The following is a 22,828-nucleotide window of genomic DNA, read 5'->3' as shown; positions in this document are numbered from 1 at the left end:
AACCAACCTTGCTTCAGGCTAATTTGTGCCTATTAGGGCGAATTTGCGGCTAATAATAGCTTACAGAGAGCTGTTTGAGAATCGCGGTGTGATTTCGATCGAGTCTGATAGTTGCTTTATCTGCCATGTTTTTACTCCCCAAGCGATGATTTCTGAAATATCTGATTGCTCGATATCGGTACTAATTTCAAAACCAAGGAAGCGCATCGCGTCCAGTAATGCAGGTTTTGGATTCGAGTTATCGATCGCCGGGGCGTGATTCTGTTTGGACAACTTGTGTCCGTTGTTATCGAGTGCCAGTGGCAAGTGCAGATAGCTGACAGGCGTTTGCCCGAGCATGTTATATAAGCTTATCTGACGGCCTGTTGGCTCAATAAGGTCTGCGCCACGCACTACTTCGGTGATGCCTTGGTCGATATCGTCCAATACTACCGCAAGGTTGTACGCATATAACCCATCTCTGCGTTTTATAATGAAATCTTCATCTGCCAGCGCTTTGGGAATGCTGAGTTGGCCATGTTTGCAGTCATCAAAGTGATACACCGGGTGAGTCATCTTCAATCGAATCGCACAATGTTCACTGTCGTTCAGACCTAAATCACGACAGGTGCCGGTATAGAAGCCACCGCTGGCTTTAATCTGCTTACGAGTACATTGACAGTAATACGCCTGACCGGATGCCAACCACGCGTCAATCTGCCCTTGGTACAAGTCGTGACGCTGGCTTTGGTAGACCACTTCGCCATCCCAATGCAGTTGATACGCTTCCAAAGTGTCAAGGATCAAGGATGACGCGCCTGGCATCTCGCGTGGCGGGTCTAAGTCTTCAATGCGTACCAACCACTTGCCGTTGTTCGCTTTGGCTTGAAAGTAGCTGCCTAGCGCGGCGACTAAAGAGCCAAAATGAAGCGGACCTGAAGGAGATGGGGCAAAGCGACCAATGTAACTCATAACAATTTCGTGTTTTTCTTTAAACCAAAAAGGGAGCCAAAGCTCCCTTTCTCAATACAGTCAACCTGGTGATTAACCTTGCATCTGTTTCTCTTTGATCTCTGCAAGCGTTTTACAGTCGATACAAAGGTCAGCAGTAGGACGCGCCTCTAGACGGCGAATACCAATTTCGATACCACAAGATTCACAGAAGCCGAAATCGTCGTCTTCGATTTTATCTAGGGTTTTCTCGATCTTCTTGATTAGGCGACGTTCACGGTCACGGTTACGAAGTTCAAGGCTAAATTCTTCTTCCTGCGAAGCACGGTCAACTGGATCTGGGAAATTTGCTGCTTCGTCCTGCATGTGGTGAACAGTACGTTCGACTTCTTCCCTGAGCTGGTTACGCCAAGCTGTCAAAATTTTTGTAAAATGAGCCATTTGCTCAGGTGACATGTACTCTTCACCTGGTTTTTCCTGATATGGCTCAACCCCTGCAATGGCTAGGATGCCTAGCGCTTTTTTCTTTGATTCTGGCATGCAGCATCTCCTACTAACACCTAGTCAACTGCACTCAGCAGTTAATTTTAAGGCGGGTATCTATAGCAAAAAGAACTAATCGAGGCAAACTCTGAATTGTAAACTTGTTGTCAATGTGAAGACGACATCACTTTTATCGTTAACCGATAAATTCTATCGCGTTCACCAGCCTCATTTCAGTGTTGGAAAGTTCTGCTTTGTAGCAGAGCACTTCCACCCCTTGTTCCTGTGCCGTTTTCAATAATTGTGAATATTTCGCGTCTATATGGTGCGCGGCAGATACTTTTTCAATGCCCGAGTGTAAAACAGTGAATAAAAGTACGGCTCTGTCACCATTTTGTCTCACTTCTGAGAGTTCCCGTAGGTGCTTTTGTCCACGAGTCGTCACAGCGTCGGGGAAATATCCCTGTCCCTCGACGTGATCATCCAAAAGGGTGACGCTTTTAACTTCTATATAACAGTTTGGTCGGCTTTTTGAGTTGAGCAAGATATCAATCCGACTATTTTCACTGCCATATTTAACTTCTGTTTGAAGTTGATCATATCCTTGCAACTCTGTAATCACGCCTGACTCTATCGCTTCAACCGCAAGTTGGTTCGCTCGTGCGGTATTTACGCAGATTTTATGACCAGCAGCGGTTTCACTCAGTTCCCAGCTGTTTGGATACTTTCGCTTTGGATTGTCTGAGGTGGAGTACCACACGGTATTCCCCGCGTCGGCACACCCAGTCATCGCCCCGGTATTAGCGCAGTGAATGGTGCGTTCACTACCGTCTGGCAAAATAATGTCAGCCAAAAAGCGTTTATAGCGTTTAACAAGCGTAGCGGTTTCTAATCTAGGTTCAAACTTCATTTAATACTGGATTTATGTACAATGTTTGCATCATTACACCACAAGGTTTTTACATTGTCACAATTGCCGATTGAAGGCGTGATGCCAGAGCTGCTTTCTGCTGTCCGCTCCGCTAGCCAGGTTGTGCTCAAAGCCGCGCCCGGCGCCGGTAAATCTACCCACTTCCCGCTAAAGCTCGTCGAACAAAGCATCGTCAGCGGCAAAATCATCATGCTTGAGCCAAGGCGTTTGGCCGCGCGCAATATTGCCCGTTATCTAGCGCAGCAGTTGGGCGAGTCTGTCGGTGAGCGAGTCGGTTACCGAGTTCGTGGGGAAACGAAAGTCAGTGCTAAGACTAGGCTGGAAATTGTGACTGAAGGAATTCTCACTCGAATGCTGCAATCTGACCCTGAATTACAGGGTGTAGAGCTGGTTATTTTTGATGAATTCCATGAGCGTAGCATCCACGCTGACACCGCGTTAGCGTTTTGTCTCGAGATCCAAGACGCCTTACGTGACGATTTAAAGTTGGTGGTGATGTCTGCCACTTTAGACCAGCATGCACTGTGTCAGTTACTACCTCAGGCGCAATATATTGAATCGCACGGGCGTAGTTTCCCCGTTGAGTTTCGTTACCAGCCGTTGAAAACCAACGAACGGTTTGAAGAGAGTATGAGCCGTCAGATCGAGAGTTTGATGGCGAAAGAAAGCGGCTCTTTATTGGCATTTCTGCCTGGTGTTGCAGCGATTAAGCGCGTTCAAGAGCGACTTACTCATCTGCCCGAGAATATTCAGGTGTGCCCTTTATACGGACAGTTGAGCTTTTCTGAGCAACAAGCGGCTATCCAACCTGCGCCAGCGGGCAAAAGAAAAGTGGTGCTCGCGACCAACATTGCCGAGACTTCCTTGACCATCGAAGGGATTCGCTTGGTAGTCGATTCTGGTTTAGAGCGAGTGGCGAAGTTTGACCTAAAAAGTGGTGTAACGCGTTTAGAACAGGTGCGTATCGCACAATCTTCTGCCGAGCAAAGAGCTGGTCGAGCGGGACGTATCGAGCCGGGCATTTGTTTGCGTCTTTTCAGTGAAAGCCAACTCAAACAACAAGTGGAAGTGCCCGAGGCAGAAATTCTTCATTCGGATTTGGCAAGTTTGGCGTTGGAACTCGCTCAGTGGGGCGCGCAAGATGTTAGTGAGCTGAAGTGGTTAGATACCCCACCAAGCAGCGCACTCAATCAAGCTCGTTCATTGCTGATTGCGCTTAATCTGATGGATAACCAACTTCAATTGACCTCAGCGGGTAAGCTTGCCGCCGAATTGGGTGTCGACCCGCGCAGTGCGGCGATACTGACAGGGGCGAAAAGTGGCGTTTGTATTAGTACGGCGGCATTGGTCGTCGCACTGCTCGAAGAGCCTGAGCGACAGGTCGTCGATTTTACCCATAGTGTCCACCGCGCAATCCACTCAAAGCACAGCAAACAGAAAGTGGTACAACAACGCGCGCAGGTACTGAGTAGAAAGCTCGCTTCATCGTTTTCCCTTAGTGGAGTTGATGAAGCGTTAGTTCCTGTGCTGCTGGCGACGGGCTTTCCTGATCGTATCGCGCAGCGACGCGGTCATCAGCAAGGCCGTTTCCTACTGGCTAACGGCCATGGTGCGGAAATCGCTGCAGAAGAAAAACTCGCCGCGAGTGATTATCTGGTTGCGATCGACCTAGTGCGCAGTAAGTCAGATTCATCAATGATTTATCAGGCGGCTGAACTTGATATCGCTGTTTTACAGAACCATTGTTCACATTTATTTATCGAGCAAGAGGTGGTGGACTGGGATGAGGCGAAAGGCAGATTAGTTGCCGAGCGCCAGTTGAGTGTTGGTCGCCTAGTGGTCTCAAAGCAGTCGCTGCCTGAACCGTCTAGCGAAAAAATGACCGAAGCTTTACTCAATTTCGTTCGCCGCAAAGGGCTTTCGGTATTAAATTGGACAACGAATAGCCTTGAAACGCTCGAACGCCTGCGTTGCGCGAAAGACTGGTTACCTGAGCATGACTGGCCGAGGCTGGATGACGACGCGCTGTTAGACAATTTAACCCTATGGCTTGAGCCTTATTTAAACGGTATCAACTCCGTGAAAGGCCTGAGCAAGGTCGACCTTAGCCAAGCTTTAATGGCGTACATTGGTTGGCCGCTCAACCAAGACATTGACCAATGGCTGCCGACGCATTATCAGGTGCCAACCGGATCGAACAAAAAGATCCGTTACCAACAAGGACAGGAACCCATTTTATCTGTCCGGATGCAAGAGGTCTTTGGTGAGCAGAGCTCTCCGACGATTGCACAAGGAAGAAAAACATTGGTGTTGGAGCTGTTGTCTCCGGCGCAAAGACCGTTGCAGGTGACTCGTGACCTTGCCAGTTTCTGGAGCGGCGCTTACAAGGAAGTGCAAAAAGAGATGAAAGGCCGCTATCCCAAGCATGTTTGGCCAGACGATCCTTCTAGCCATGTGGCTACTAACAAGACTAAGCGACAGTTGAATTCATGACCAAAAAAACGACCACAACGGGCAATAAGACTAAGAAGGCGACCACCGCTAAGAAGCCCGCTCGTAAACGTAAGACCAAATCGCCAAAACGTTCACCAAACAAATCTAACCAACGCGTGTGGTTGAAGAAGCTTTGGAGTATCGGCTGGAAAGTCGGATTGGCTGGCTTCGCGATTTTGTTGTTTGTCGGTATCTACCTAGACAGCGTTGTACGCCAGCGCTTCGATGGGCAACTGTTCTCATTGCCAACCGTGGTGTACGCGAGGATTCTAAACCTTGCGCCGGGCGACTCGATTTCTATTCAGGAAGTGCGCAATGAGCTTGATGTACTGAACTACCGCAAGGTGCGTCAGCCTCGCTACGCTGGTGAATACTCTTCATCGTCAAGCAAGATCGAGCTTATCCGTCGTCCGTTTGAGTTTACCGATGGACCTGAACCTGACCGTCGTATCATGCTGCACTTTGACCAAAGTGGTCTGCAACGTATCCAGTCTTTGGATAAGAAAGGTGACTTAGGCTATTTGCGAATTGAGCCTAAGATGCTGGGCATGTTGGAAAAGAATCAGGACGAGCAGCGTCTGTTCCTGCGCCGTGACCAATTCCCAGAAGTGATGGTTGATGCTTTGCTGGTGACCGAAGACCGCGATTTTTATCAGCACGATGGCGTGTCGCCGTTTGCGATTGCTCGCGCGATGGTGGCAAACGTCAAGGCTGGACGTACCGTACAAGGCGGCAGTACTTTAACCCAGCAGTTGGCTAAAAACCTGTTCTTATCCAGCGACCGGACCTTGTGGCGTAAGATCCGCGAAGCATACATTGCGCTTATTTTGGATTATCGATACAGCAAAGACCGCATTCTCGAAGCTTACCTAAACGAAGTGTACTTAGGCCAAAGTCGCGGCGAAGCGATTCATGGCTTTGGTTTGGCATCGCGTTTGTACTTTGGTCAGCCAGTGCAAGAGCTGCGCATCGACCAACTTGCGTTGCTGGTCGGGATGGTGAAGGGACCCTCTTATTACAACCCAGTGCGTTACCCAGAGCGTGCGAGGGAGCGTCGTGATTTAGTGCTGCGCCTGATGATGCAGCAAAACTTGCTGACCGCAAGTGAGTATGACATGGCCGCGAGCCGTCCTCTGGATATTCAAGACAATCCACAAATAGCCAGCAGGCAGCCAGCCTATTTCCAACAGTTGCAGATCGAACTGAAAGAGAAAGTGGGCGAAGCATTTCAGGCTGAAAAAGGACTGAGAGTCTTCACCTCGCTCGACCCGGTATCGCAACAAGAGCTGGAAAATGCCATCGCGAAGAAAATCCCTGAACTGAGCAAAGTCGCGGGTAAATCGTTGGAAGGTGCGGCGATTGCTGTCGATCGACACTCGGGTGAAATTCGTGCGATGGTCGGTGGTAAGCGCACGGGCTACGATGGTTTCAACCGTGCGTTAAATGCCAGCCGTCAAATTGGATCGCTCGTCAAGCCTGCTGTCTATCTGACGGCGTTGGAGCAGCCAGAGAAATACAATCTAGCGACGACATTACAAGACAAGCCGATCAGTTTGAAAGGCAGTCAAGGGTCGGTCTGGTCTCCGCGCAACTACGACCGTAAATACCGAGGTGATGTGCCGCTGTATCTGGCGTTAGCGAAATCCTACAACGTACCGACGGTTCAATTAGGTGTGCAGCTCGGCATCCCAAACGTGATGAATACCTTGGAAAAACTAGGCGTGGATCGCAGTGAGATCAAACCAGTACCATCAATGTTGCTGGGATCTTTTACCCTAACACCGTTCCAAGTCGCGCAGATGTATCAAACCATCACCAACTCAGGACGCAAAGCCGAGTTGTCGGCGCTACGTTCAGTCGTTGACCTAGAAGGCAACGTCCTGTATCAATCGTTACCTAAAGTTCATCAAAGCGTCGATCAACAAGCGGCGTGGCTCACGACGTATGCGATGAAACGCGGCGTACTTGAGGGCACTGGACGTTACCTCAATCAACAATTTGGTTGGGCAGCACTGGCGGGGAAAAACGGCACCAGTAACGATACCCGTGATAGCTGGTTCGTTGGTGTGGATGGTCGTGAGGTGACGACGATTTGGTTGGGGCGTGATGACAATAAGTCGACCAAGTTGACCGGTGCGAGCGGTGCGCTGAGAGTCTATGCCGACTACCTTAAGCATCGAATCCCAGAAAAACTAACGCTACCTTGGCCAAAAGGGATCAGTACGGTGGGCTTTAAGCAATCAAGCCAAGGGGAATTAGCCTTGAGTTGTCATAGCTCATTTAAGTTGCCAGTTTGGGATATCAATGGGGAGTTTAAGCAGCACTGCGAGAATCAACCCGTTGAGTGGATAAAGAAACTGTTTACTTGGTAAAGCGAGTCAAAAAGAATCAGCGCGTGAAACTGGTGTGTATCGACACCAATATAATAAGAAAGGAATTCTGGGATGTATAAATTGCTTGGGCTGATGTTAGCGTGTACCACATTGGTCACCCACAAAGTGTCAGCCAGCGAACAACAAGAATCACCAGAGCAGCCTCCACGTAAAAAAGTCGCCGTGGTATTGGCTGGCGGTGGCGCAAAAGGTGCAGCGCACATCGGCGTGCTAAAGGCGCTGGAAGAATTGCGAGTCCCGGTCGACTACATCACTGGTACCAGTATGGGCGCGTATGTCGGTGGGATGTACGCGACAGGCCTGAGCGCGGATGAAATCGAAAGTTTTGTCGATACCGTGGATTGGAACAGCGGTTACCGCGATAGAGTGAACCGCAGTGACCGCCGTGTTCGCGACAAAGAATACGAAGACCGTTACCAATTAACGACAGATTTGGGTTTACGTTGGGGTGAAGTCCGTGGCTCCAAAGGTATCGTACAAGGTCAAGGTATGCTGCGTATCCTGCGTGAAACGACGGGTAACTTGCCACCTTTTGCTTCATTTGACGAACTCGCTATCCCTTATCGCTCTGTCGCAACCGACATTGTCGAGTTAGAGCCTGTGGTTATCGGCGACGGCTATCTCGTGGATGCGATGATGGCCAGCATGTCGGTGCCGGGCGCTTTGCCACCCTACCGCCTTGACGGACGTATGCTGGTGGATGGCGGTGTGACCAATAACATGCCAGTGGATGTCGCTCGTGAATTGGGAGCCGACGTTGTTGTCGCCGTAGATATTAGTACCGCATACAAAGGTGAAGAAGACTTTACCACCTTGTTTACCGTCGCGGACCAGCTCTCTAATTATCTTGTCCGTAGTAGTACGTCGCGTCAGGCCGAAACGCTGACAGACGCCGATGTATTCTTGCGCCCGAATGTGGCGGATATGGAGACAACTGAGTTTGACCGCATGCCGGAAGCCTTTAAAAAAGGTTATCAGATCGCGATGCAGAACCGAGCACTTTTGCAACGCTACAGTTTGTCGAGCGCTGAATATCAGCAGTACATCGACGATAAAGAAGACGCTCGCCGTAAGCTGCGCTACGGTGATGAGATCGAAGTCGACAAAGTCATCATCAACAACAATACCCACTATACCGACACCTTGTTAGAAAACCGCCTTAACCTAGAAGCTGGCAATATCTACACCGCAGCAGAAGCGGAAAAGAGCGTACTAGACTTGTACGCGTTGGACCGTTTTGAGTTGATCACCTACCGCTATGCGGAAGTTGACGGGCAAGACACACTGATTGTGGATGTCAATGAGAAGTCTTGGGGACCGAATTACGTTAATTTTCGATTCTTCTTAGAGGATGACTTCAATACCGATAGCCAATATTCGATAGGCATCTCGACCAACTTTACCGACCTGAATCGCCACGGTGCTGAATTCCGTACCAACCTAGAAATGGGTACCGATAAGTTGATTGAAGGCGAGTTGTACAGCCCGTTTTTCTCAGGGCAGAAAACCTTCATGACACTGGGACTTTCTTATAGCGATAATAGCCGTAATGCTCCTGTGTCAGGATTTGATGACACCAGTCTTAGCGCCTCAAAAGATTTCTTACCCGTCTCCTATACCGAGTGGGAAACTGAGTTAGCGTTTGGTTATCAGCGAACCTTATGGGAAGAGCTAAAAGTCGGGATGCGATACACCGATGGTCGAGGTGCGTTTTCGACGTTGCCGACTTTGGGTGATGTTAATTACGACAGACTCGGCGCCTTTATCAACTATCGTATCGATACCTTGGATAACTATATGCTGCCTACTAAGGGCGTCTATTTTAATCTCGGTTATCTTATGTCGCGCGACCGAAGCAGCAGTTCGGGAGATATCGAAGACGAGAGTAGCGATGACATCTCCCACGAGTTACACGCAAAGTTGAAAGCGGCGCGCAGCTTTTCTCGCCATACTTTGGTCGCAAATATGGACGTGGGTATGGTGGAGAACGAAGAGTCGTCGGTGCCTATTGATCCGCACTCGATTGGTGGCTTTCTTCACCTGTCCGGTATTCCAAGAAACAGTCTAATCGGAAGTAACAAAGTCTTTGGCAGCTTAATTTATCGCTATAAATGGTTCGATAACGACTTTGGTTTGTTTACTTCGCCATTCTATTTAGGCGGTTCGATTGAGTATGGTGGTGTCTGGTCCGATACGGATATTGCGTTGAATGAAGCGCCGCTATACGCTGCGGGTTCGGTCTTTACGGGGATTGACTCACCAATTGGGCCAATCATGTTTGGTTATGGTCGTACCGAACAACGCTACGATTCGATTTACTTGATCATCGGTACCACATTTAAGTAATTAAGACGCGATTCTCGTTACTGGGTTGTTATTCTTACCTAGCGGGAATCGCCATGATAAGTGAGTGAAAATCATAAAACTTTAGTCTTAAGTTGCTATGTTGGTCAAAATGATGAGATTTTAATTATAGGTTAAATTTGCTATTCTACTGCCCACAGTTTGGCCTCTCTGGCGCTGTTTCTCACTCAAATTGAATGAAAAATATGGCAAGGAGAGCCAAGTTTCCAAGGATGCTCACTCCCTTATTCTTTGAATAAATAGCAATAAAGGGGAGGAGCCGCAATGAGAGGAAAAAGTCGTGCTTGAAGCCTACCGTAAACACGTCGAAGAGCGTGCTGCTGAAGGAGTTGTTCCTAAACCACTAGATGCCGAGCAAGTTGCAGGCCTTGTGGAACTTCTTAAAAATCCCCCTCAAGGTGAAGAAGAGTTTCTTCTTGATCTTCTAGAGAACCGTATTCCACCTGGTGTAGATGAAGCTGCGTATGTTAAAGCAGGTTTCCTGACCGCAGTTGCAAAAGGTGAAGTCTCTTCTCCGTTAGTTAGCCGTGAAAAAGCAGCACAACTTCTAGGTACAATGCAAGGTGGCTACAACATCGCACCACTGGTTGATCTATTGGATGACGATGCACTAGCTCCAATCGCTGCAAAAGCGCTATCTCATACTCTGCTTATGTTCGATGCTTTCTACGATGTTGAAGAGAAAGCGAAAGCAGGCAATGCGTTTGCACAACAAGTTCTACAATCTTGGGCTGATGCGGAATGGTTCCTATCTAAGCCTGAGCTACAAGAAAAGATCACTTTGACCGTGTTCAAGGTAACGGGTGAGACTAACACCGATGACTTGTCTCCAGCACCAGACGCATGGTCTCGTCCTGATATCCCAGTTCACGCACTTGCGATGCTTAAGAACGAGCGTGACGGTATCAACCCAGACCAGCCTGGTAGCATCGGTCCAATCAAACAGATCGAAGAGCTACAAGCGAAAGGCCATCAATTGGTGTACGTTGGTGACGTAGTTGGTACTGGTTCTTCTCGTAAATCTGCAACTAACTCAGTGCTTTGGTTCATGGGTGATGATATCCCTAACGTACCAAACAAACGCGCAGGCGGTTACGTACTGGGTGGCAAGATTGCACCTATCTTCTTTAACACCATGGAAGATGCGGGCGCACTACCAATCGAAGTTGACGTATCTAAGTTGAATATGGGCGAAGTGATTGACGTTTACCCATTTGAAGGCAAAGTATGTAACCACGAAACAGGTGAAGTACTGGCTACGTTCAAACTCAAAACAGACGTACTGATCGACGAAGTACGTGCTGGTGGTCGCATCCCACTGATCATTGGTCGTGGTCTGACAGACAAAGCTCGCCAGTCTCTAGGTCTAGAGCCTACTGATATCTTCCGTAAACCAGGTGACGTTGCTGATACAGGCAAAGGTTACTCGCTTGCTCAGAAGATGGTGGGTAAAGCGTGTGGTGTAGAAGGTGTTCGTCCAGGTACTTACTGTGAGCCTAAGATGACTACGGTTGGTTCTCAGGATACCACGGGTCCTATGACGCGTGATGAGCTTAAAGACCTTGCGTGTCTTGGCTTCTCAGCAGACCTAGTGATGCAGTCTTTCTGTCACACATCGGCTTACCCGAAACCAGTTGACGTGAACACTCACCACACATTGCCTGACTTCATCATGAACCGTGGCGGTGTATCTCTACGTCCGGGTGACGGTGTTATCCACTCGTGGCTAAACCGTATGCTTCTGCCTGATACTGTAGGTACAGGTGGTGACTCGCATACTCGTTTCCCACTAGGTATCTCATTCCCAGCAGGTTCTGGTCTGGTTGCCTTCGCTGCCGCGACAGGTGTTATGCCGCTAGATATGCCAGAGTCAATCTTGGTTCGCTTTAAAGGTGAAATGCAGCCGGGTATCACGCTACGTGACCTCGTACATGCAATCCCTTACTACGGTATCAAGCAAGGTCTACTAACGGTTGAGAAAGCGGGTAAGATCAACGAATTCTCAGGCCGTGTGCTAGAGATCGAAGGTGTTGAACACCTAACCGTTGAGCAAGCGTTTGAGCTTTCAGATGCGTCAGCAGAGCGTTCAGCAGCAGGTTGTACGGTTAAGCTGTCTCAAGAGTCGATCGAAGAGTACCTAAACTCGAACATCACTATGCTTAAGTGGATGATCTCTGAAGGTTACGGTGACCGTCGTACTATCGAGCGTCGTATCACTGCGATGCAAGAGTGGTTGGATAATCCAGAGCTAATGGAAGCGGACGCAGACGCAGAATACGCGCACGTGATCGAGATTGACCTAGCGGAAATCAACGAGCCAATCCTATGTGCGCCAAATGACCCAGATGACGCACGTCTACTTTCAGAAGTTCAAGGTACACAAATCGATGAAGTCTTCATCGGTTCATGTATGACCAACATCGGTCACTTCCGCGCAGCAGGTAAACTGCTTGAGCAATGGGGTGGTTCACTGGATACGCGCCTATGGGTGGCTCCGCCAACTAAGATGGACCGCGATCAGCTAACGGAAGAAGGTTACTACGGTATCTACGGCCGTGCTGGTGTTCGTATCGAAACGCCAGGATGTTCACTATGTATGGGTAACCAAGCTCGCGTAGCAGACAAAGCGACAGTAATGTCGACCTCAACGCGTAACTTCCCGAACCGTCTGGGTACAGGTGCGAATGTTTACCTATCTTCTGCAGAGCTAGCGGCAGTAGGTGCAATCCTAGGTCGTATTCCAACTAAGGAAGAGTACCTAGAGTTTGCGGCGAAGATCAACGCGACAGCAGCAGATACTTACCGTTACTTGAACTTCCACAAGATGGATCAGTACACCAAGAAAGCGGACACGGTGATCTTCCAAGAGCCAGCTTAAGCTCAGGATAGATAACTCGTAATCGTTAAAGCCGCCGATGAAAATCGGCGGTTTTTTTATTGTTTATCGATAGGTCGAGTAGAAGTTAGTAGCCATTTAAACGGTGGTTGAGCAAAGCTTATATAGGTGAATTGAGGCAAGAAAAAAACCACTGAACTCAGTGGCTTTTGTTGTATTGGTTGACTGTACGCTTGGTTATGCGAGTTTAAGCAAGGTGGCGATATTGCGTGACGTTTGCTGTAGATTGAGCTCGGCTTCTTGCAGTGCCGTCGCGAGATCAACCGAGCGGTTAACGATAGCAAAGACAGCATCCAAACCGTGTTCATGGACCACGCTATAATCGGGGGTAAAGCAGCCCGCAATCGCGATAACTTTCTTATCGTAACGTTTGGCGGTACGAGCGACGCCGATCGGTGTTTTTCCGTGAATCGTCTGGCTGTCGATGCGACCTTCACCAGTGATCACCAGATCGGCGTCTTGCACTAAGCTATCGAGTTTGAGCGCCTCGATAACGATATCCACACCCGGCTGAAGTTCAGCGTTTAGCACGCCAACTAAAGCCGCGCCCATACCACCTGCAGCGCCACCGCCAGATAACTGAAGAATATCTTTATTGAGATCACTCTTTACTACGTTAGCAAACTGGCTCAGCGCGTTATCGAGGGTCTCAACCATTTCTGGTGTAGCGCCTTTCTGCGGACCAAAGATCGCTGAGGCGCCGTGAGCGCCACAAAGCGGGTTATCCACGTCACACGCAACCAAGAGTTCGACGTGTTGAAGACGATCGTCCAGCGTTGAAAGGTCGATTGCCGCAAGGCTGTTGAGCGCAGCCCCGCCAGCAGGTAAAGCAAAACCTTGTGCGTCTGAGCATTGAGCCCCCAATGCTTGCAACATGCCCAGACCCGCATCGTTAGTGGCACTGCCACCTAACCCTACAATGATACGTTTTACGTTTTGCTCTAATGCAGCTTGAATCAATTCCCCTGTACCGAATGAGGTAGTGATTAACGGGTTTCTGTTGGCTGGTGGTACCAAATGCAGACCCGAAGCTGCGGCCATTTCGATGACGGCGGTATCGCCGTCACCGAGTAGACCATAAAACCCTTCAACAGGCTGCCCTAGTGGACCTGTTACTTGGCAAGTGACAATTCGGCCACCCGTTGCATCCACTAGGGATTGCACCGTACCTTCACCGCCGTCTGCCATCGGAACTTTGACATAGTCTGCGTGAGGAAAGACTTGTTTAAATCCTTTTTCGATACATGTCGCCACTTCCATTGCGGACAGACTTTCTTTAAAAGAATCAGGTGCAATAACTATCTTCATGAAATCTCTCTTACAGTAAAACTAGGCTCAGGATGTAAACCAGCGTCATTGCGGTTACACCTTGAACGAATGTCGCGGCGGTTTGTGCACGGTATGCAAGACCTACGCTCATGCGGCTAAACTGAGATACCACCCAGAAGAAACTATCGTTGGCGTGCGATACTGTCATGGCACCCGCACCGATCGCCATTACCGTTAATACGCGACCCATTTCTGTATCTAAGCCTAGTTGAGCCAACATAGGTGCAACTAGTGCCGACGTAGTAACCAGAGCAACGGTTGAAGAACCTTGCGCTGTTTTCAGTGCCGCAGCAACGATGAATGGCATAAAGATACCAACGCCAAAGGCAGACAATGTCTCACCTAAGTAAGTGCCGAGTTCGGTTGCTTTCAACACCGCACCAAACGCGCCACCAGCACCAGTGATTAGTAGGATAGGCGCCGCAGACGTGATGCCTTGGCTGATACGTTGACCAAACTCTTCTGCTTTGTTGTCTGATTTAAGTAGACGAATCGATAGCAGCAAGCCGATAAATAGTGCGACCAGTGGTTGACCTAAGAAAGCCAATACGTCGAAAACCACACCTTGACCAAGAGGGTAAGAAGGGAATTTCGCAATTGAACCTAAACAGATAAATAGAATTGGCACAAAGATCGGAGAGAACGCCTGACCCGCTGTTGGTAGCTTGCCGTATGACTCTTTCAGTGCTTGCCAGTCTTGGCTCAACTCTTGATGCTCTTCATCGATATTGTCAGGTTCCACGTTTTTAAAACGGTTTGCCCACAGCATACCCGCGAGTGCCGCCGTTGCCGCAACGAAAATACCAACGCCAATCACTAGGCCAAGGTTTGATTCCAAACCAAGGTTACCCGCTGCAGCAATTGGGCCTGGTGTTGGTGGTACGAATGTGTGCGTCGCATACAAACCTGTCGCCAGTGCAACACTCATTGCAACGCTTGACGTGCGTAGACGCTTAGCTAGTGACTCTTTTAGTGAGTTTAAGATGACAAAGCCAGAATCGCAGAAAACAGGGACAGAAACGATGTAGCCGATAATGGTCATAGTTAGGGTTGGGAAGCGGTCACCTAAAAGGCGAATCACGCTATCCGCCATTGTGATCGCCGCGCCACTTTTTTCCAAGATCACACCGATGATGGTACCTAAGACGATCACCAGACCGATGTAGCCTAAGATGCCACCAAAACCGCCAGTGATGGTTTTCGCGATGCTATCGGCTGGCAGGCCGTAAGCGAATGCCGCGATGAAAGCCGCACTGATCAAGGCGAGGAAGGGGTGTAATTTAAACTTGGTGGTAGCGATGACGATAAAGCCAATCACCGCCAACAATATGAGTATCAGCTCCATGTGAAAACTCCGAGTAAGGTTAGGGACGGTAAGTATGTTGGCCGAGCGGGTAGGCTCGGCGTGTCTTTAGCTAATTAGAGGTGTTTGTTATCTTGTCTATTTCTGACTAGCTAGGCGCATTATCGTAGATTTGAAATAAATTGAATTGTGCAAATGCACAAAGTTAAACGTTTAGTTAACACTTAAATTGTGCAAAATGACAAATTCGTAGTTTAAGTTAGTGCAATTTTAGCGCCAAATATAAGTGGATTTTATCTTCTAACTTATTGATATCTATCGAAGTGAGTTCGTTGATCTTATCCAGTCGGTAGCGAAGCGTGTTGCGGTGAATATGTAGCTCTTGGCAGGTTTTAACTGGATCACAATTTAGTAACAAATATGCTTCGATGGTCTTTTGCAGCTGACCTTGACGGTCGTGCTGTTGCAGTTCCAGCAAAGGGTTGAGCAATTTTTCCCGTTGCCAGTTTTGGTACTGCATCGCGCTGAGTAATACCGGCAATTGATGGTCGTGGAAAAAGAAAATCGTTCCTTTTAGCTTACGTGTCACCTGCAGTGTGGTCTTGGCGCTTTGGTATGAACGGGTTAGGCCATCAATACCCGGGAAATAATCTCCTACTGCGACACGCACTCGAAAGCCGGCCTCTTTATTAATCCGCTTGAGCAACGCTTTGACACGTTGGCGTTCTTTATCTGGATTCCATACCTCTGCACTTAAAGAAGCAGGCTTAAGTACCACTACTTCGTGTTCCGACACCGACAGGATACCAACAAGGTTGTTCCGCTCTGGGTATTCGAGTAAGTGAACAAGGTGCTGCATGTGCTCTAAGGTCAGCGTGTTGTCGCCAAGCGGGGTCAGCTTAATAATCGTCGCGATACGTGGCTCATTGATGTCGATATCGAGCCTTTGCGCGATGGTCGACAGCTTTTGAGCGTCGCTCTCTTCGGCGGAAATCAACTGTAGCACCAATTCTTCTCTGTGGCGTTTATCCCACTGCACTTGTTCCATTAGCTCGGCTTGCTCGACGATCAACTCTGCGGTCATCTTTACCAACTCACCATAATGGTGAACTTGTGCTGGCTCGCCAGAAATGCCGACCACGCCGAGCACTTGCTGGTGGTGCACGATCGGTAAGTTGATTCCGGGTTTTACCCCTTTGAGATGCGCAGCGGTGGCTTGGTCGATTTCAACCACGCGACGCTCGGCGCTGGCTAAGACGGCTCCTTCATGCTTTTGCTGTAAGCGAGAAGGGTCTCCCGAACCTATGATTCGTCCTTGTTCATCCATAACATTGACAGAGTAGGGGATGATCTTCATAGTGCGCTCGACGATCTGTCGAGCAATCGCTTCGTTCAGTTTCATGCTAGAGAATGGTGCCTTAGAAGAATATTATCGATCATAGTACCTGATCTCGTTATCAATAGAGAAAAACATGGATTACGAATTTAAGAAAAACACCCTTGATGGCACCTACTATTGCCACTGCTCCATGGACCACGAAATTGTCGGCCGCTGGCTGCAAGAAGAAATCGGCAAGCAGCAAGAGAACATTGCTCAAGTGACGGCATTGCTTGACTCGGCGATTGCTAGCCCTGCGAAAGAGTTCACTCTGTTAGGCCGCGAGATCAGTTTGATGATTTGTGGCGATGAGGTCACGGTGCAAGACAATGCGTTGCTGCATGGCTACGAACAGGACGAAGACAGCGAATTCGAGCTATATGAGTGTGAAAGTGTCGCAAGCTGTGGTTTGGACGACTTTCAGCAATTGATCTCTCAGTGGCAGCAGTTCGTTAGCCGATAAGCTTTGTTGTTGCACCGAAATTGATTGCTTGCTTTATTTCTGTGAAAAGGGCGCACCTTATTGGTGCGTCTTTTTTGTTTTTATCCAATCTATATTCGATAAGTTATTAAATAACAATAACTTAAAAAACTGGCACGCACCTTGGATTATGTGGAGTAAAAGGATGATAGCTTCAGCTCAGAGAGGATGCGATGAAATTAATAAATGCGATTGTTAAACCATTCAAATTGGATGATGTACGTGAAGCTCTTGCCGAAGTCGGCATTGAGGGGATGACGGTATCAGAAGTCAAAGGCTTTGGTCGCCAGAAGGGCCATACCGAGCTTTACCGCGGTGCGGAGTACCAGGTGGATTTTTTACCGAAAGTGAAATTGGAAATCGCAACGCATGCCGACAACGTCGACAACGTAATTGAAGCGATCACCAAAGCGGCACACACCGGCAAAATTGGCGACGGGAAAATCTTCGTATACGACCTAAGCCAAGCAGTACGAATCCGTACCGGTGAAATGGACGCAGAAGCACTGTAAGAATTCGATGGATTGGAGACGATAAAATGGAATTAACAACAACCGTAACAGAACTTAGATACGCTCTGGATACCTTTTTCTTTCTCATTTCAGGTGCGTTAGTCATGTGGATGGCAGCGGGCTTTGCGATGTTGGAGGCGGGCTTAGTACGCTCTAAAAACACCACTGAAATCTTAACTAAAAACTTTTGTTTGTACGCCATCGCTTGTACTACATTCCTAATCGTTGGTTACAACATTATGTATGTTGGTAACGATGAAGGCGGCTGGTTGCCATCTTTTGGTGCGCTGATCGGTACTCAAGCGGAAGGTGCGGATCACTCGCTTGAGTCTGACTTCTTCTTCCAAGTCGTATTTGTCGCAACGGCAATGTCAGTCGTTTCAGGTGCGGTAGCAGAGCGTATGAAGCTTTGGTCGTTCTTAATTTTCTCAGCTGTACTAACGGCGTTCATCTACCCGATGGAAGGTTACTGGACTTGGGGCGGTGGTTTCCTATCAGAAGCGGGGTTCAGTGACTTCGCAGGTTCAGGTATTGTACACATGGCGGGCGCATCAGCGGCGCTAGCAGGTGTGTTGCTACTGGGTGCTCGTAAAGGTAAATACGGCAAAAATGGTGAAATCTACCCAATTCCAGGTTCAAACCTGCCTCTAGCAACCGTGGGTACGTTCATCCTGTGGTTCGGTTGGTTTGGCTTTAACGGCGGTTCTCAGTTAATGGTGTCTGACTTCGAAAACGCTACAGCAGTCGGTCAAATCTTCTTGAACACCAACGCAGCGGCTGCGGCAGGTGCGATTGCAGCACTATTCGTATGTAAAACCACTTGGGGTAAAGCAGACTTAACGATGATCCTCAACGGTGCGCTAGCGGGTCTAGTAGCCATCACGGCAGACCCTCTATCTCCGTCACCACTATATGCAGTGGCAATCGGTGCGGTTGCTGGTGCGTTGGTTGTATTTAGCATCATCGGCTTAGATAAATTGAAAATTGATGATCCAGTTGGTGCTATCTCAGTACACGGCGTGTGTGGCTTCTTTGGTCTGATGGTTGTGCCACTAAGCAATGGTGACGCGAGCTTTGGCTCTCAGTTGCTAGGTGCTGCAGTTATCTTTGCTTGGGTATTTGGTGCAAGCCTGGCGGTTTGGGCGGTATTGAAATACACCATCGGTATCCGAGTATCGGAAGACGAAGAGATGGAAGGTATGGATATGCATGACTGTGGCGTTGGAGCTTACCCTGAGTTCGTCACTGTGAAGTAAATCAATAGTAACGCAACCAGTTGCACTTAACGAGATCAAAAACCTGCCAACTAAGGTAGGTTTTTTGTTATTGGGAGATTGTTTTTAAAATCGACATGAATATAATAACGCAACTGATAAACGTTATCATTACGAATACTTAAAGGATTGAACCATGAAAAAAGTGCTAACTCTTTCTGCTTTAGCTTGTGCAACACTAGCTCCAACGGCTATGGCTGCTGAAGAAGTGAACGTTTACTCATACCGCCAGCCATTCTTGGTTGAGCCTATGTTTAAAGAGTTCACTAAAGAGACAGGCATTAAAGTAAACGTTAAGTTTGCTAAAGAAGGTATCGCAGAAAAACTTGTTCAAGAAGGCGAGTACAGCCCAGCTGACGTGCTTCTGACTGTGGATATCGCGCGTCTATCAGAGCTAACTAAGAAAGGCGTGGTTCAGCCTGTTGAGAGCCCAGTTCTAGAAAAGAACATTCCAGCTCAATACCAAGATACTGCAAACGAGTGGTTTGCACTAACAACTCGTACTCGTAGCGTTTACTCTTCTCGCGACCGCGTAGGCAAACTAGGTGATGACTTCACTTACGCTGACCTAGCGAAGCCAGAGTTTAAAGGCAAGATCTGTACTCGTAGCGGTAAGCACCCATACAACGTATCTCTAGTGTCTTCTATGATCGCTCACCAAGGTGAAGCTGCGACTAAAGAATGGCTAGAAGGCGTAAAAGCAAACCTAGCTCGTAAACCTCAAGGTAACGACCGTGCTCAGGTTAAAGCGATCAAAGAAGGTCTATGTGACGTTTCTCTTGGCAACAGCTACTACCTAGGCAAAATGGTTAACGACAAAGAGCAAAAAGCTTGGGCTGACGCGGTATACATCAACTTCCCTAACCAGAACACTACGGGTACACACGTAAACATTTCTGGTATGGCAATGGCGAAATACGCGCCAAACAAAGAGAACGCGCTTAAGCTGATGGAATTCCTAGCGGGTGATACAGCGCAAAGCATGTACGCAGAAGTAAACTTCGAATACCCAGTAAAAGCAGACGTTAAACCTTCAGAGCTAGTCGCATCTTGGGGTGAGTTTAAAGCTGATACTGTCTCTCTAGACGAAATCGCTGACCACCACGAAGCGGCGATCAAGCTACTAGACGAAGTTAAGTTCGACCTTTAATCGTTAGTTTGATTTGACTCGGTGAGAACTTCACTCACCGATGATAAATTTACAGCCTCAAGTCGCTCTTTTATCAGGGTAACTTGAGGTTGTTTGTTTATAAGGGTATAACTAGCCCTAAACGATTAAAAGGATATGAGATGTATTTGCAGATGCATTTATCTCTCACTCAGCCTGGCTGTAATTAGGCGATGAAAGAAAAGAATTATTTATGGAAAACCAGTAGTGGAGCTTTTGCTTTGCTACTGGTTTTACCGATCTTAGCGATATTTTTTACCGCAGTAGGCGAAACCGACGATCTGTTCGCGCATTTGATGTCGACCGTGCTGCCTACTTACACCTATAACACTATCGTATTGGTGCTTGGCACCATGGCGTTAGCGTTGGTGTTTGGTATTCCTTCTGCTTGGATCATGGCGATGTGCCGCTTACCAAGTGAGCGCATACTGCAATGGGCATTGGTCTTACCGTTGGCGATGCCGGGGTATATCGTCGGCTACATCTTCACCGATTGGTTTGATTTCGCTGGGCCGATACAACTCCTGCTACGTGATATCACGGGGTGGGGGCCTGGTGAATACTGGTTCCCAGACATCCGCACGTTAACAGGGGCGATGTTTGTCCTCTCTTTGGTGCTGTACCCTTACGTTTACCTGCTTGCGCGCGCTGCGTTCATGGAGCAAAACGTTTCTCTGTTGCAATCTGCACGCCTACTTAAATGTTCTCCATGGGAGAGCTTTCGCCGTATTTCTATGCCTTTGGCTCGTCCTTCCATTGCTGTTGGCCTGTCGTTGGTTGCGATGGAAACCGTGGGGGATTTCGGCACTGTGAGTTACTTTGCCGTCAACACCTTAACCACTGCGGTTTACGACACGTGGCTAGGCTACTCAAGCCTGACCGCAGCGGCCAAAATCTCGGCGATCATGCTGGTCATTGTTATTTTGCTTCTTAGCGCAGAACGCTTTAGCCGACGTAGGCAGAAGCTGTTCCAAAGCCAGTTCAATAGTCGTGAAGATTTCCGCTATGAGCTGAATGGTTGGAAAAAGTGGTTGGCATTAACCTGGTGTTGGGGATTGGTGTGTGTGGCATTTATTTTCCCGCTTGGTCAGTTACTGATTTACGCCTACAAATATTTTGCCCAAAGCTGGACGAGTGAGTTCCGCGAGTTCGCGTTAAACAGCCTGTATGTTTCCGTCGCGGCTGCAATCATCGGCGTGTCGGTCGCGCTATTGGTCAACTTCTGTCAGCGTTTAAATCCGGGACGCCAAAGCTTAGCGTTTATGCGATTGGCATCGATGGGCTATGCAGTACCTGGCACGGTATTGGCGATCGGTGTTATGGTGCCTGTGCTATTTATGGATCACTTGGTCAACGATATCGCGAAAGCCATGGAGTGGGGCAGACCAGGGTTAATCTTTTCTGGCTCGATGTTTGCGATTATCTTCGCCATGGTAGTGCGATTCTCTGCGGTCGCGATTGGCAGTATCGAGAGCAGTTTAGGCAAGATATCTCCGTCGCTGGATATGGCGTCTCGCACTATGGGGTGTAACTCCAACCAAATGCTGTGGCGAGTCCATTTTCCGTTGGTCCGTCGTGGCGCCTTGATCGCCGGTCTACTGGTGTTTATTGAGTCGATGAAAGAGTTGAATGCGGCTCTGCTATTGCGTCCATTTAACTTCGAGACATTAGCGACTTACGTTTACAATTTTGCCTCAGACGAGCACTTGGAGCTGGCCGCTCTTCCTGCTGTTTTGTTGGTTTTGGTGGGATTAATTCCACTGGTGTTGATTAACCGTTCACTGGAGCATACACACTAATGAGCTGCGCACTTTCGATTCAAGATTTGACCTGTAAGTACGACCAAAACACGACTGTGCTGGAGTCGCTGTCATTAGAAGTGGAACACGGTGAAATCGTCTGCTTACTTGGTGCCAGTGGCTGTGGCAAAACCACGCTGCTTAAAGCGATCGCCGGTTTATTACCGCTCAGTTCAGGCACGATGAGCTTAAACTGTATGACCATTGATGATGGTGAAAACTGGATGCCACCAGAGCAGCGCAATATCGGTATGATCTTCCAAGATTACGCGCTGTTTCCGCACTTAACCGTGGAACAAAACGTGGCGTTTGGCTTGAAAGGTTGTAGCGTCGAAGAAAAGCGCAGTAAAGTCGCTGAAATGCTTGAACTTGTTCACCTTCAGGACTTTGGTGAGCGTTACCCACATCAGTTATCTGGTGGTCAGCAGCAACGTGTCGCGATTGCCCGTTCGTTGGCATATAAACCAGACCTGTTGTTGCTCGATGAGCCGTTTTCCAATATTGATACCCAAGTTCGCCATGAACTGATTGGTGAGATCCGCAAGATCTTTAAGAAGCAGGGTGTAACGGCGATTTTTGTTACTCACAGTCGTGAAGAGGCGTTTGCTTTCGCTGATAAGATGGCGGTAATGAATCACGGTGTGATTGAGCAGTACGGTACTGCTGGCGAGCTTTACTATAAACCATCGAGTAAGTTTGTTGCCGATTTCCTTGGCGGTGGCAGTTACTTAGCGGCGAAACGAATTTCAGAATCTGAATTTTCGACCGAATTGGGTGTAGTGGAAGCGCAAGCGCAACAACACATTGAACTTGAGGCAAGCTGTGAGCTGTTACTGCGTCCTCAACACGTACAGATCGCCGCGACTGAAGAGAGTAGCGTGACCGTACTTGAGCAGCAGTTTATGGGTGACCACTGTCGCTATGTTATCGACGCAGGTGGCAGTAAGTTATTGGCGAGTTCAGCAGAGCCACTGTCTATTGGCCAAATGGTTTCAGTCAAAGTAGAAACGCAAGGCGTACTTGCCTTTTAATCGAATCATCCTTTGCGAATAGAGAAAGCCCAGCGATACGCTGGGCTTTTGTTTTGTGTTTAA

At 48.4% G+C, this 22,828-nt stretch carries 16 protein-coding genes; 10 read left to right on the top strand and 6 right to left on the bottom strand.

Features of this window, described 5'->3' with window-relative positions; genetic code table 11:
- Nucleotides 1–60 precede the first annotated feature (60 nt).
- The 3 genes from gluQRS to sfsA form a co-directional block, all read right to left on the bottom strand.
- Nucleotides 61–951, bottom strand: a complete 891-nt coding sequence (gluQRS, locus tag HCZ42_RS02020) for a tRNA glutamyl-Q(34) synthetase GluQRS (protein ID WP_167419115.1) — start codon at nucleotides 949–951, stop codon at nucleotides 61–63.
- A gap of 72 nt (nucleotides 952–1,023) precedes the next feature.
- On the bottom strand, nucleotides 1,024–1,470 hold the full coding sequence (dksA, locus tag HCZ42_RS02015) for an RNA polymerase-binding protein DksA (RefSeq protein ID WP_053408698.1): 447 nt from the start codon (nucleotides 1,468–1,470) through the stop codon (nucleotides 1,024–1,026).
- A 139-nt stretch (nucleotides 1,471–1,609) separates the two neighbouring features.
- Nucleotides 1,610–2,323 carry a DNA/RNA nuclease SfsA gene (gene sfsA, locus HCZ42_RS02010; protein ID WP_167419114.1) on the bottom strand — a complete coding sequence of 238 codons (714 nt, stop codon included), beginning with the start codon at nucleotides 2,321–2,323 and terminating at the stop codon, nucleotides 1,610–1,612.
- A 21-nt stretch (nucleotides 2,324–2,344) separates the two neighbouring features.
- On the opposite strand from sfsA, the gene hrpB reads away from it, so the two are divergent.
- The 4 genes from hrpB (at nucleotide 2,345) to acnB (ending at nucleotide 12,472) form a co-directional block, all read left to right on the top strand.
- Complete coding sequence (gene hrpB, locus HCZ42_RS02005; protein WP_254868872.1) at nucleotides 2,345–4,837, top strand: ATP-dependent helicase HrpB; 2,493 nt, start codon at nucleotides 2,345–2,347, stop codon at nucleotides 4,835–4,837.
- Nucleotides 4,834–7,209: a penicillin-binding protein 1B gene (mrcB, locus tag HCZ42_RS02000; RefSeq protein WP_167419113.1), complete on the top strand. Its 2,376-nt coding sequence runs from the start codon at nucleotides 4,834–4,836 to the stop codon at nucleotides 7,207–7,209. The genes hrpB and mrcB overlap by 4 nt, the downstream gene beginning before the upstream one ends.
- Nucleotides 7,210–7,281: 72 nt before the next feature.
- Nucleotides 7,282–9,576, top strand: a complete 2,295-nt coding sequence (locus HCZ42_RS01995; protein ID WP_167419112.1) for a patatin-like phospholipase family protein — start codon at nucleotides 7,282–7,284, stop codon at nucleotides 9,574–9,576.
- A gap of 298 nt (nucleotides 9,577–9,874) precedes the next feature.
- Nucleotides 9,875–12,472, top strand: a complete 2,598-nt coding sequence (acnB, locus tag HCZ42_RS01990) for a bifunctional aconitate hydratase 2/2-methylisocitrate dehydratase (RefSeq protein WP_167419111.1) — start codon at nucleotides 9,875–9,877, stop codon at nucleotides 12,470–12,472.
- A gap of 195 nt (nucleotides 12,473–12,667) precedes the next feature.
- On the opposite strand, the gene HCZ42_RS01985 is transcribed toward acnB, so the two are convergent.
- The 3 genes from HCZ42_RS01985 to HCZ42_RS01975 all read right to left on the bottom strand — a co-directional run bounded on the left by HCZ42_RS01985 (nucleotide 12,668) and on the right by HCZ42_RS01975 (nucleotide 16,524).
- Nucleotides 12,668–13,798, bottom strand: coding sequence for a glycerate kinase (locus tag HCZ42_RS01985; protein ID WP_167419110.1), 1,131 nt, complete (start codon nucleotides 13,796–13,798; stop codon nucleotides 12,668–12,670).
- A gap of 10 nt (nucleotides 13,799–13,808) precedes the next feature.
- Nucleotides 13,809–15,164 (bottom strand): GntP family permease, encoded by a 1,356-nt coding sequence (locus HCZ42_RS01980; protein WP_167419109.1) that lies wholly within the window; start codon nucleotides 15,162–15,164, stop codon nucleotides 13,809–13,811.
- Between the two features lie 217 nt (nucleotides 15,165–15,381).
- Nucleotides 15,382–16,524 carry a sugar diacid recognition domain-containing protein gene (locus HCZ42_RS01975; protein WP_167419108.1) on the bottom strand — a complete coding sequence of 381 codons (1,143 nt, stop codon included), beginning with the start codon at nucleotides 16,522–16,524 and terminating at the stop codon, nucleotides 15,382–15,384.
- Nucleotides 16,525–16,594: 70 nt separating this feature from the next.
- Between HCZ42_RS01975 and HCZ42_RS01970 the strand changes: the two genes are divergently transcribed.
- The 6 genes from HCZ42_RS01970 to HCZ42_RS01945 all read left to right on the top strand — a co-directional run bounded on the left by HCZ42_RS01970 (nucleotide 16,595) and on the right by HCZ42_RS01945 (nucleotide 22,765).
- Nucleotides 16,595–16,963 (top strand): YacL family protein, encoded by a 369-nt coding sequence (locus HCZ42_RS01970; RefSeq protein WP_167419107.1) that lies wholly within the window; start codon nucleotides 16,595–16,597, stop codon nucleotides 16,961–16,963.
- A gap of 191 nt (nucleotides 16,964–17,154) precedes the next feature.
- The gene (glnK, locus tag HCZ42_RS01965) at nucleotides 17,155–17,493 is read left to right on the top strand and encodes a P-II family nitrogen regulator (RefSeq protein ID WP_053408689.1); all 339 of its coding nucleotides are present in this window, start codon (nucleotides 17,155–17,157) and stop codon (nucleotides 17,491–17,493) included.
- A gap of 26 nt (nucleotides 17,494–17,519) precedes the next feature.
- Nucleotides 17,520–18,749 carry an ammonium transporter gene (locus HCZ42_RS01960; protein ID WP_167419106.1) on the top strand — a complete coding sequence of 410 codons (1,230 nt, stop codon included), beginning with the start codon at nucleotides 17,520–17,522 and terminating at the stop codon, nucleotides 18,747–18,749.
- 154 nt (nucleotides 18,750–18,903) lie between these two features.
- The gene (locus HCZ42_RS01955; protein ID WP_167419105.1) at nucleotides 18,904–19,917 is read left to right on the top strand and encodes a Fe(3+) ABC transporter substrate-binding protein; all 1,014 of its coding nucleotides are present in this window, start codon (nucleotides 18,904–18,906) and stop codon (nucleotides 19,915–19,917) included.
- 191 nt (nucleotides 19,918–20,108) lie between these two features.
- The gene (locus HCZ42_RS01950; RefSeq protein WP_167419104.1) at nucleotides 20,109–21,734 is read left to right on the top strand and encodes an ABC transporter permease; all 1,626 of its coding nucleotides are present in this window, start codon (nucleotides 20,109–20,111) and stop codon (nucleotides 21,732–21,734) included.
- A complete protein-coding gene (locus HCZ42_RS01945; RefSeq protein ID WP_167419103.1) occupies nucleotides 21,734–22,765 on the top strand; it encodes an ABC transporter ATP-binding protein in 1,032 nt (343 codons plus the stop codon). Before HCZ42_RS01950 ends, HCZ42_RS01945 begins: the two co-directional genes overlap by 1 nt.
- Nucleotides 22,766–22,828 lie beyond the last annotated feature (63 nt).

The sequence above is a fragment of the Vibrio hepatarius genome (assembly GCF_011806575.1).
Taxonomy (GTDB): domain Bacteria; phylum Pseudomonadota; class Gammaproteobacteria; order Enterobacterales; family Vibrionaceae; genus Vibrio; species Vibrio hepatarius_A.
The sequence above is the reverse complement of the archived record's forward strand: the minus strand, read 5'-3'. Positions and strand labels throughout refer to the sequence as shown.

Coding starts and splice junctions, on each gene's coding strand:
- gluQRS (WP_167419115.1), bottom strand. CDS start 951: ATGAGTTACATTGGTCGCTTTGCCCCATCTCCTTCAGGTCCGCTTCAT.
- dksA (WP_053408698.1), bottom strand. CDS start 1,470: ATGCCAGAATCAAAGAAAAAAGCGCTAGGCATCCTAGCCATTGCAGGG.
- sfsA (WP_167419114.1), bottom strand. CDS start 2,323: ATGAAGTTTGAACCTAGATTAGAAACCGCTACGCTTGTTAAACGCTAT.
- hrpB (WP_254868872.1), top strand. CDS start 2,345: ATGTTTGCATCATTACACCACAAGGTTTTTACATTGTCACAATTGCCG.
- mrcB (WP_167419113.1), top strand. CDS start 4,834: ATGACCAAAAAAACGACCACAACGGGCAATAAGACTAAGAAGGCGACC.
- HCZ42_RS01995 (WP_167419112.1), top strand. CDS start 7,282: ATGTATAAATTGCTTGGGCTGATGTTAGCGTGTACCACATTGGTCACC.
- HCZ42_RS01985 (WP_167419110.1), bottom strand. CDS start 13,798: ATGAAGATAGTTATTGCACCTGATTCTTTTAAAGAAAGTCTGTCCGCA.
- HCZ42_RS01980 (WP_167419109.1), bottom strand. CDS start 15,164: ATGGAGCTGATACTCATATTGTTGGCGGTGATTGGCTTTATCGTCATC.
- HCZ42_RS01975 (WP_167419108.1), bottom strand. CDS start 16,524: ATGAAACTGAACGAAGCGATTGCTCGACAGATCGTCGAGCGCACTATG.
- HCZ42_RS01970 (WP_167419107.1), top strand. CDS start 16,595: ATGGATTACGAATTTAAGAAAAACACCCTTGATGGCACCTACTATTGC.
- glnK (WP_053408689.1), top strand. CDS start 17,155: ATGAAATTAATAAATGCGATTGTTAAACCATTCAAATTGGATGATGTA.
- HCZ42_RS01960 (WP_167419106.1), top strand. CDS start 17,520: ATGGAATTAACAACAACCGTAACAGAACTTAGATACGCTCTGGATACC.
- HCZ42_RS01955 (WP_167419105.1), top strand. CDS start 18,904: ATGAAAAAAGTGCTAACTCTTTCTGCTTTAGCTTGTGCAACACTAGCT.
- HCZ42_RS01950 (WP_167419104.1), top strand. CDS start 20,109: ATGAAAGAAAAGAATTATTTATGGAAAACCAGTAGTGGAGCTTTTGCT.
- HCZ42_RS01945 (WP_167419103.1), top strand. CDS start 21,734: ATGAGCTGCGCACTTTCGATTCAAGATTTGACCTGTAAGTACGACCAA.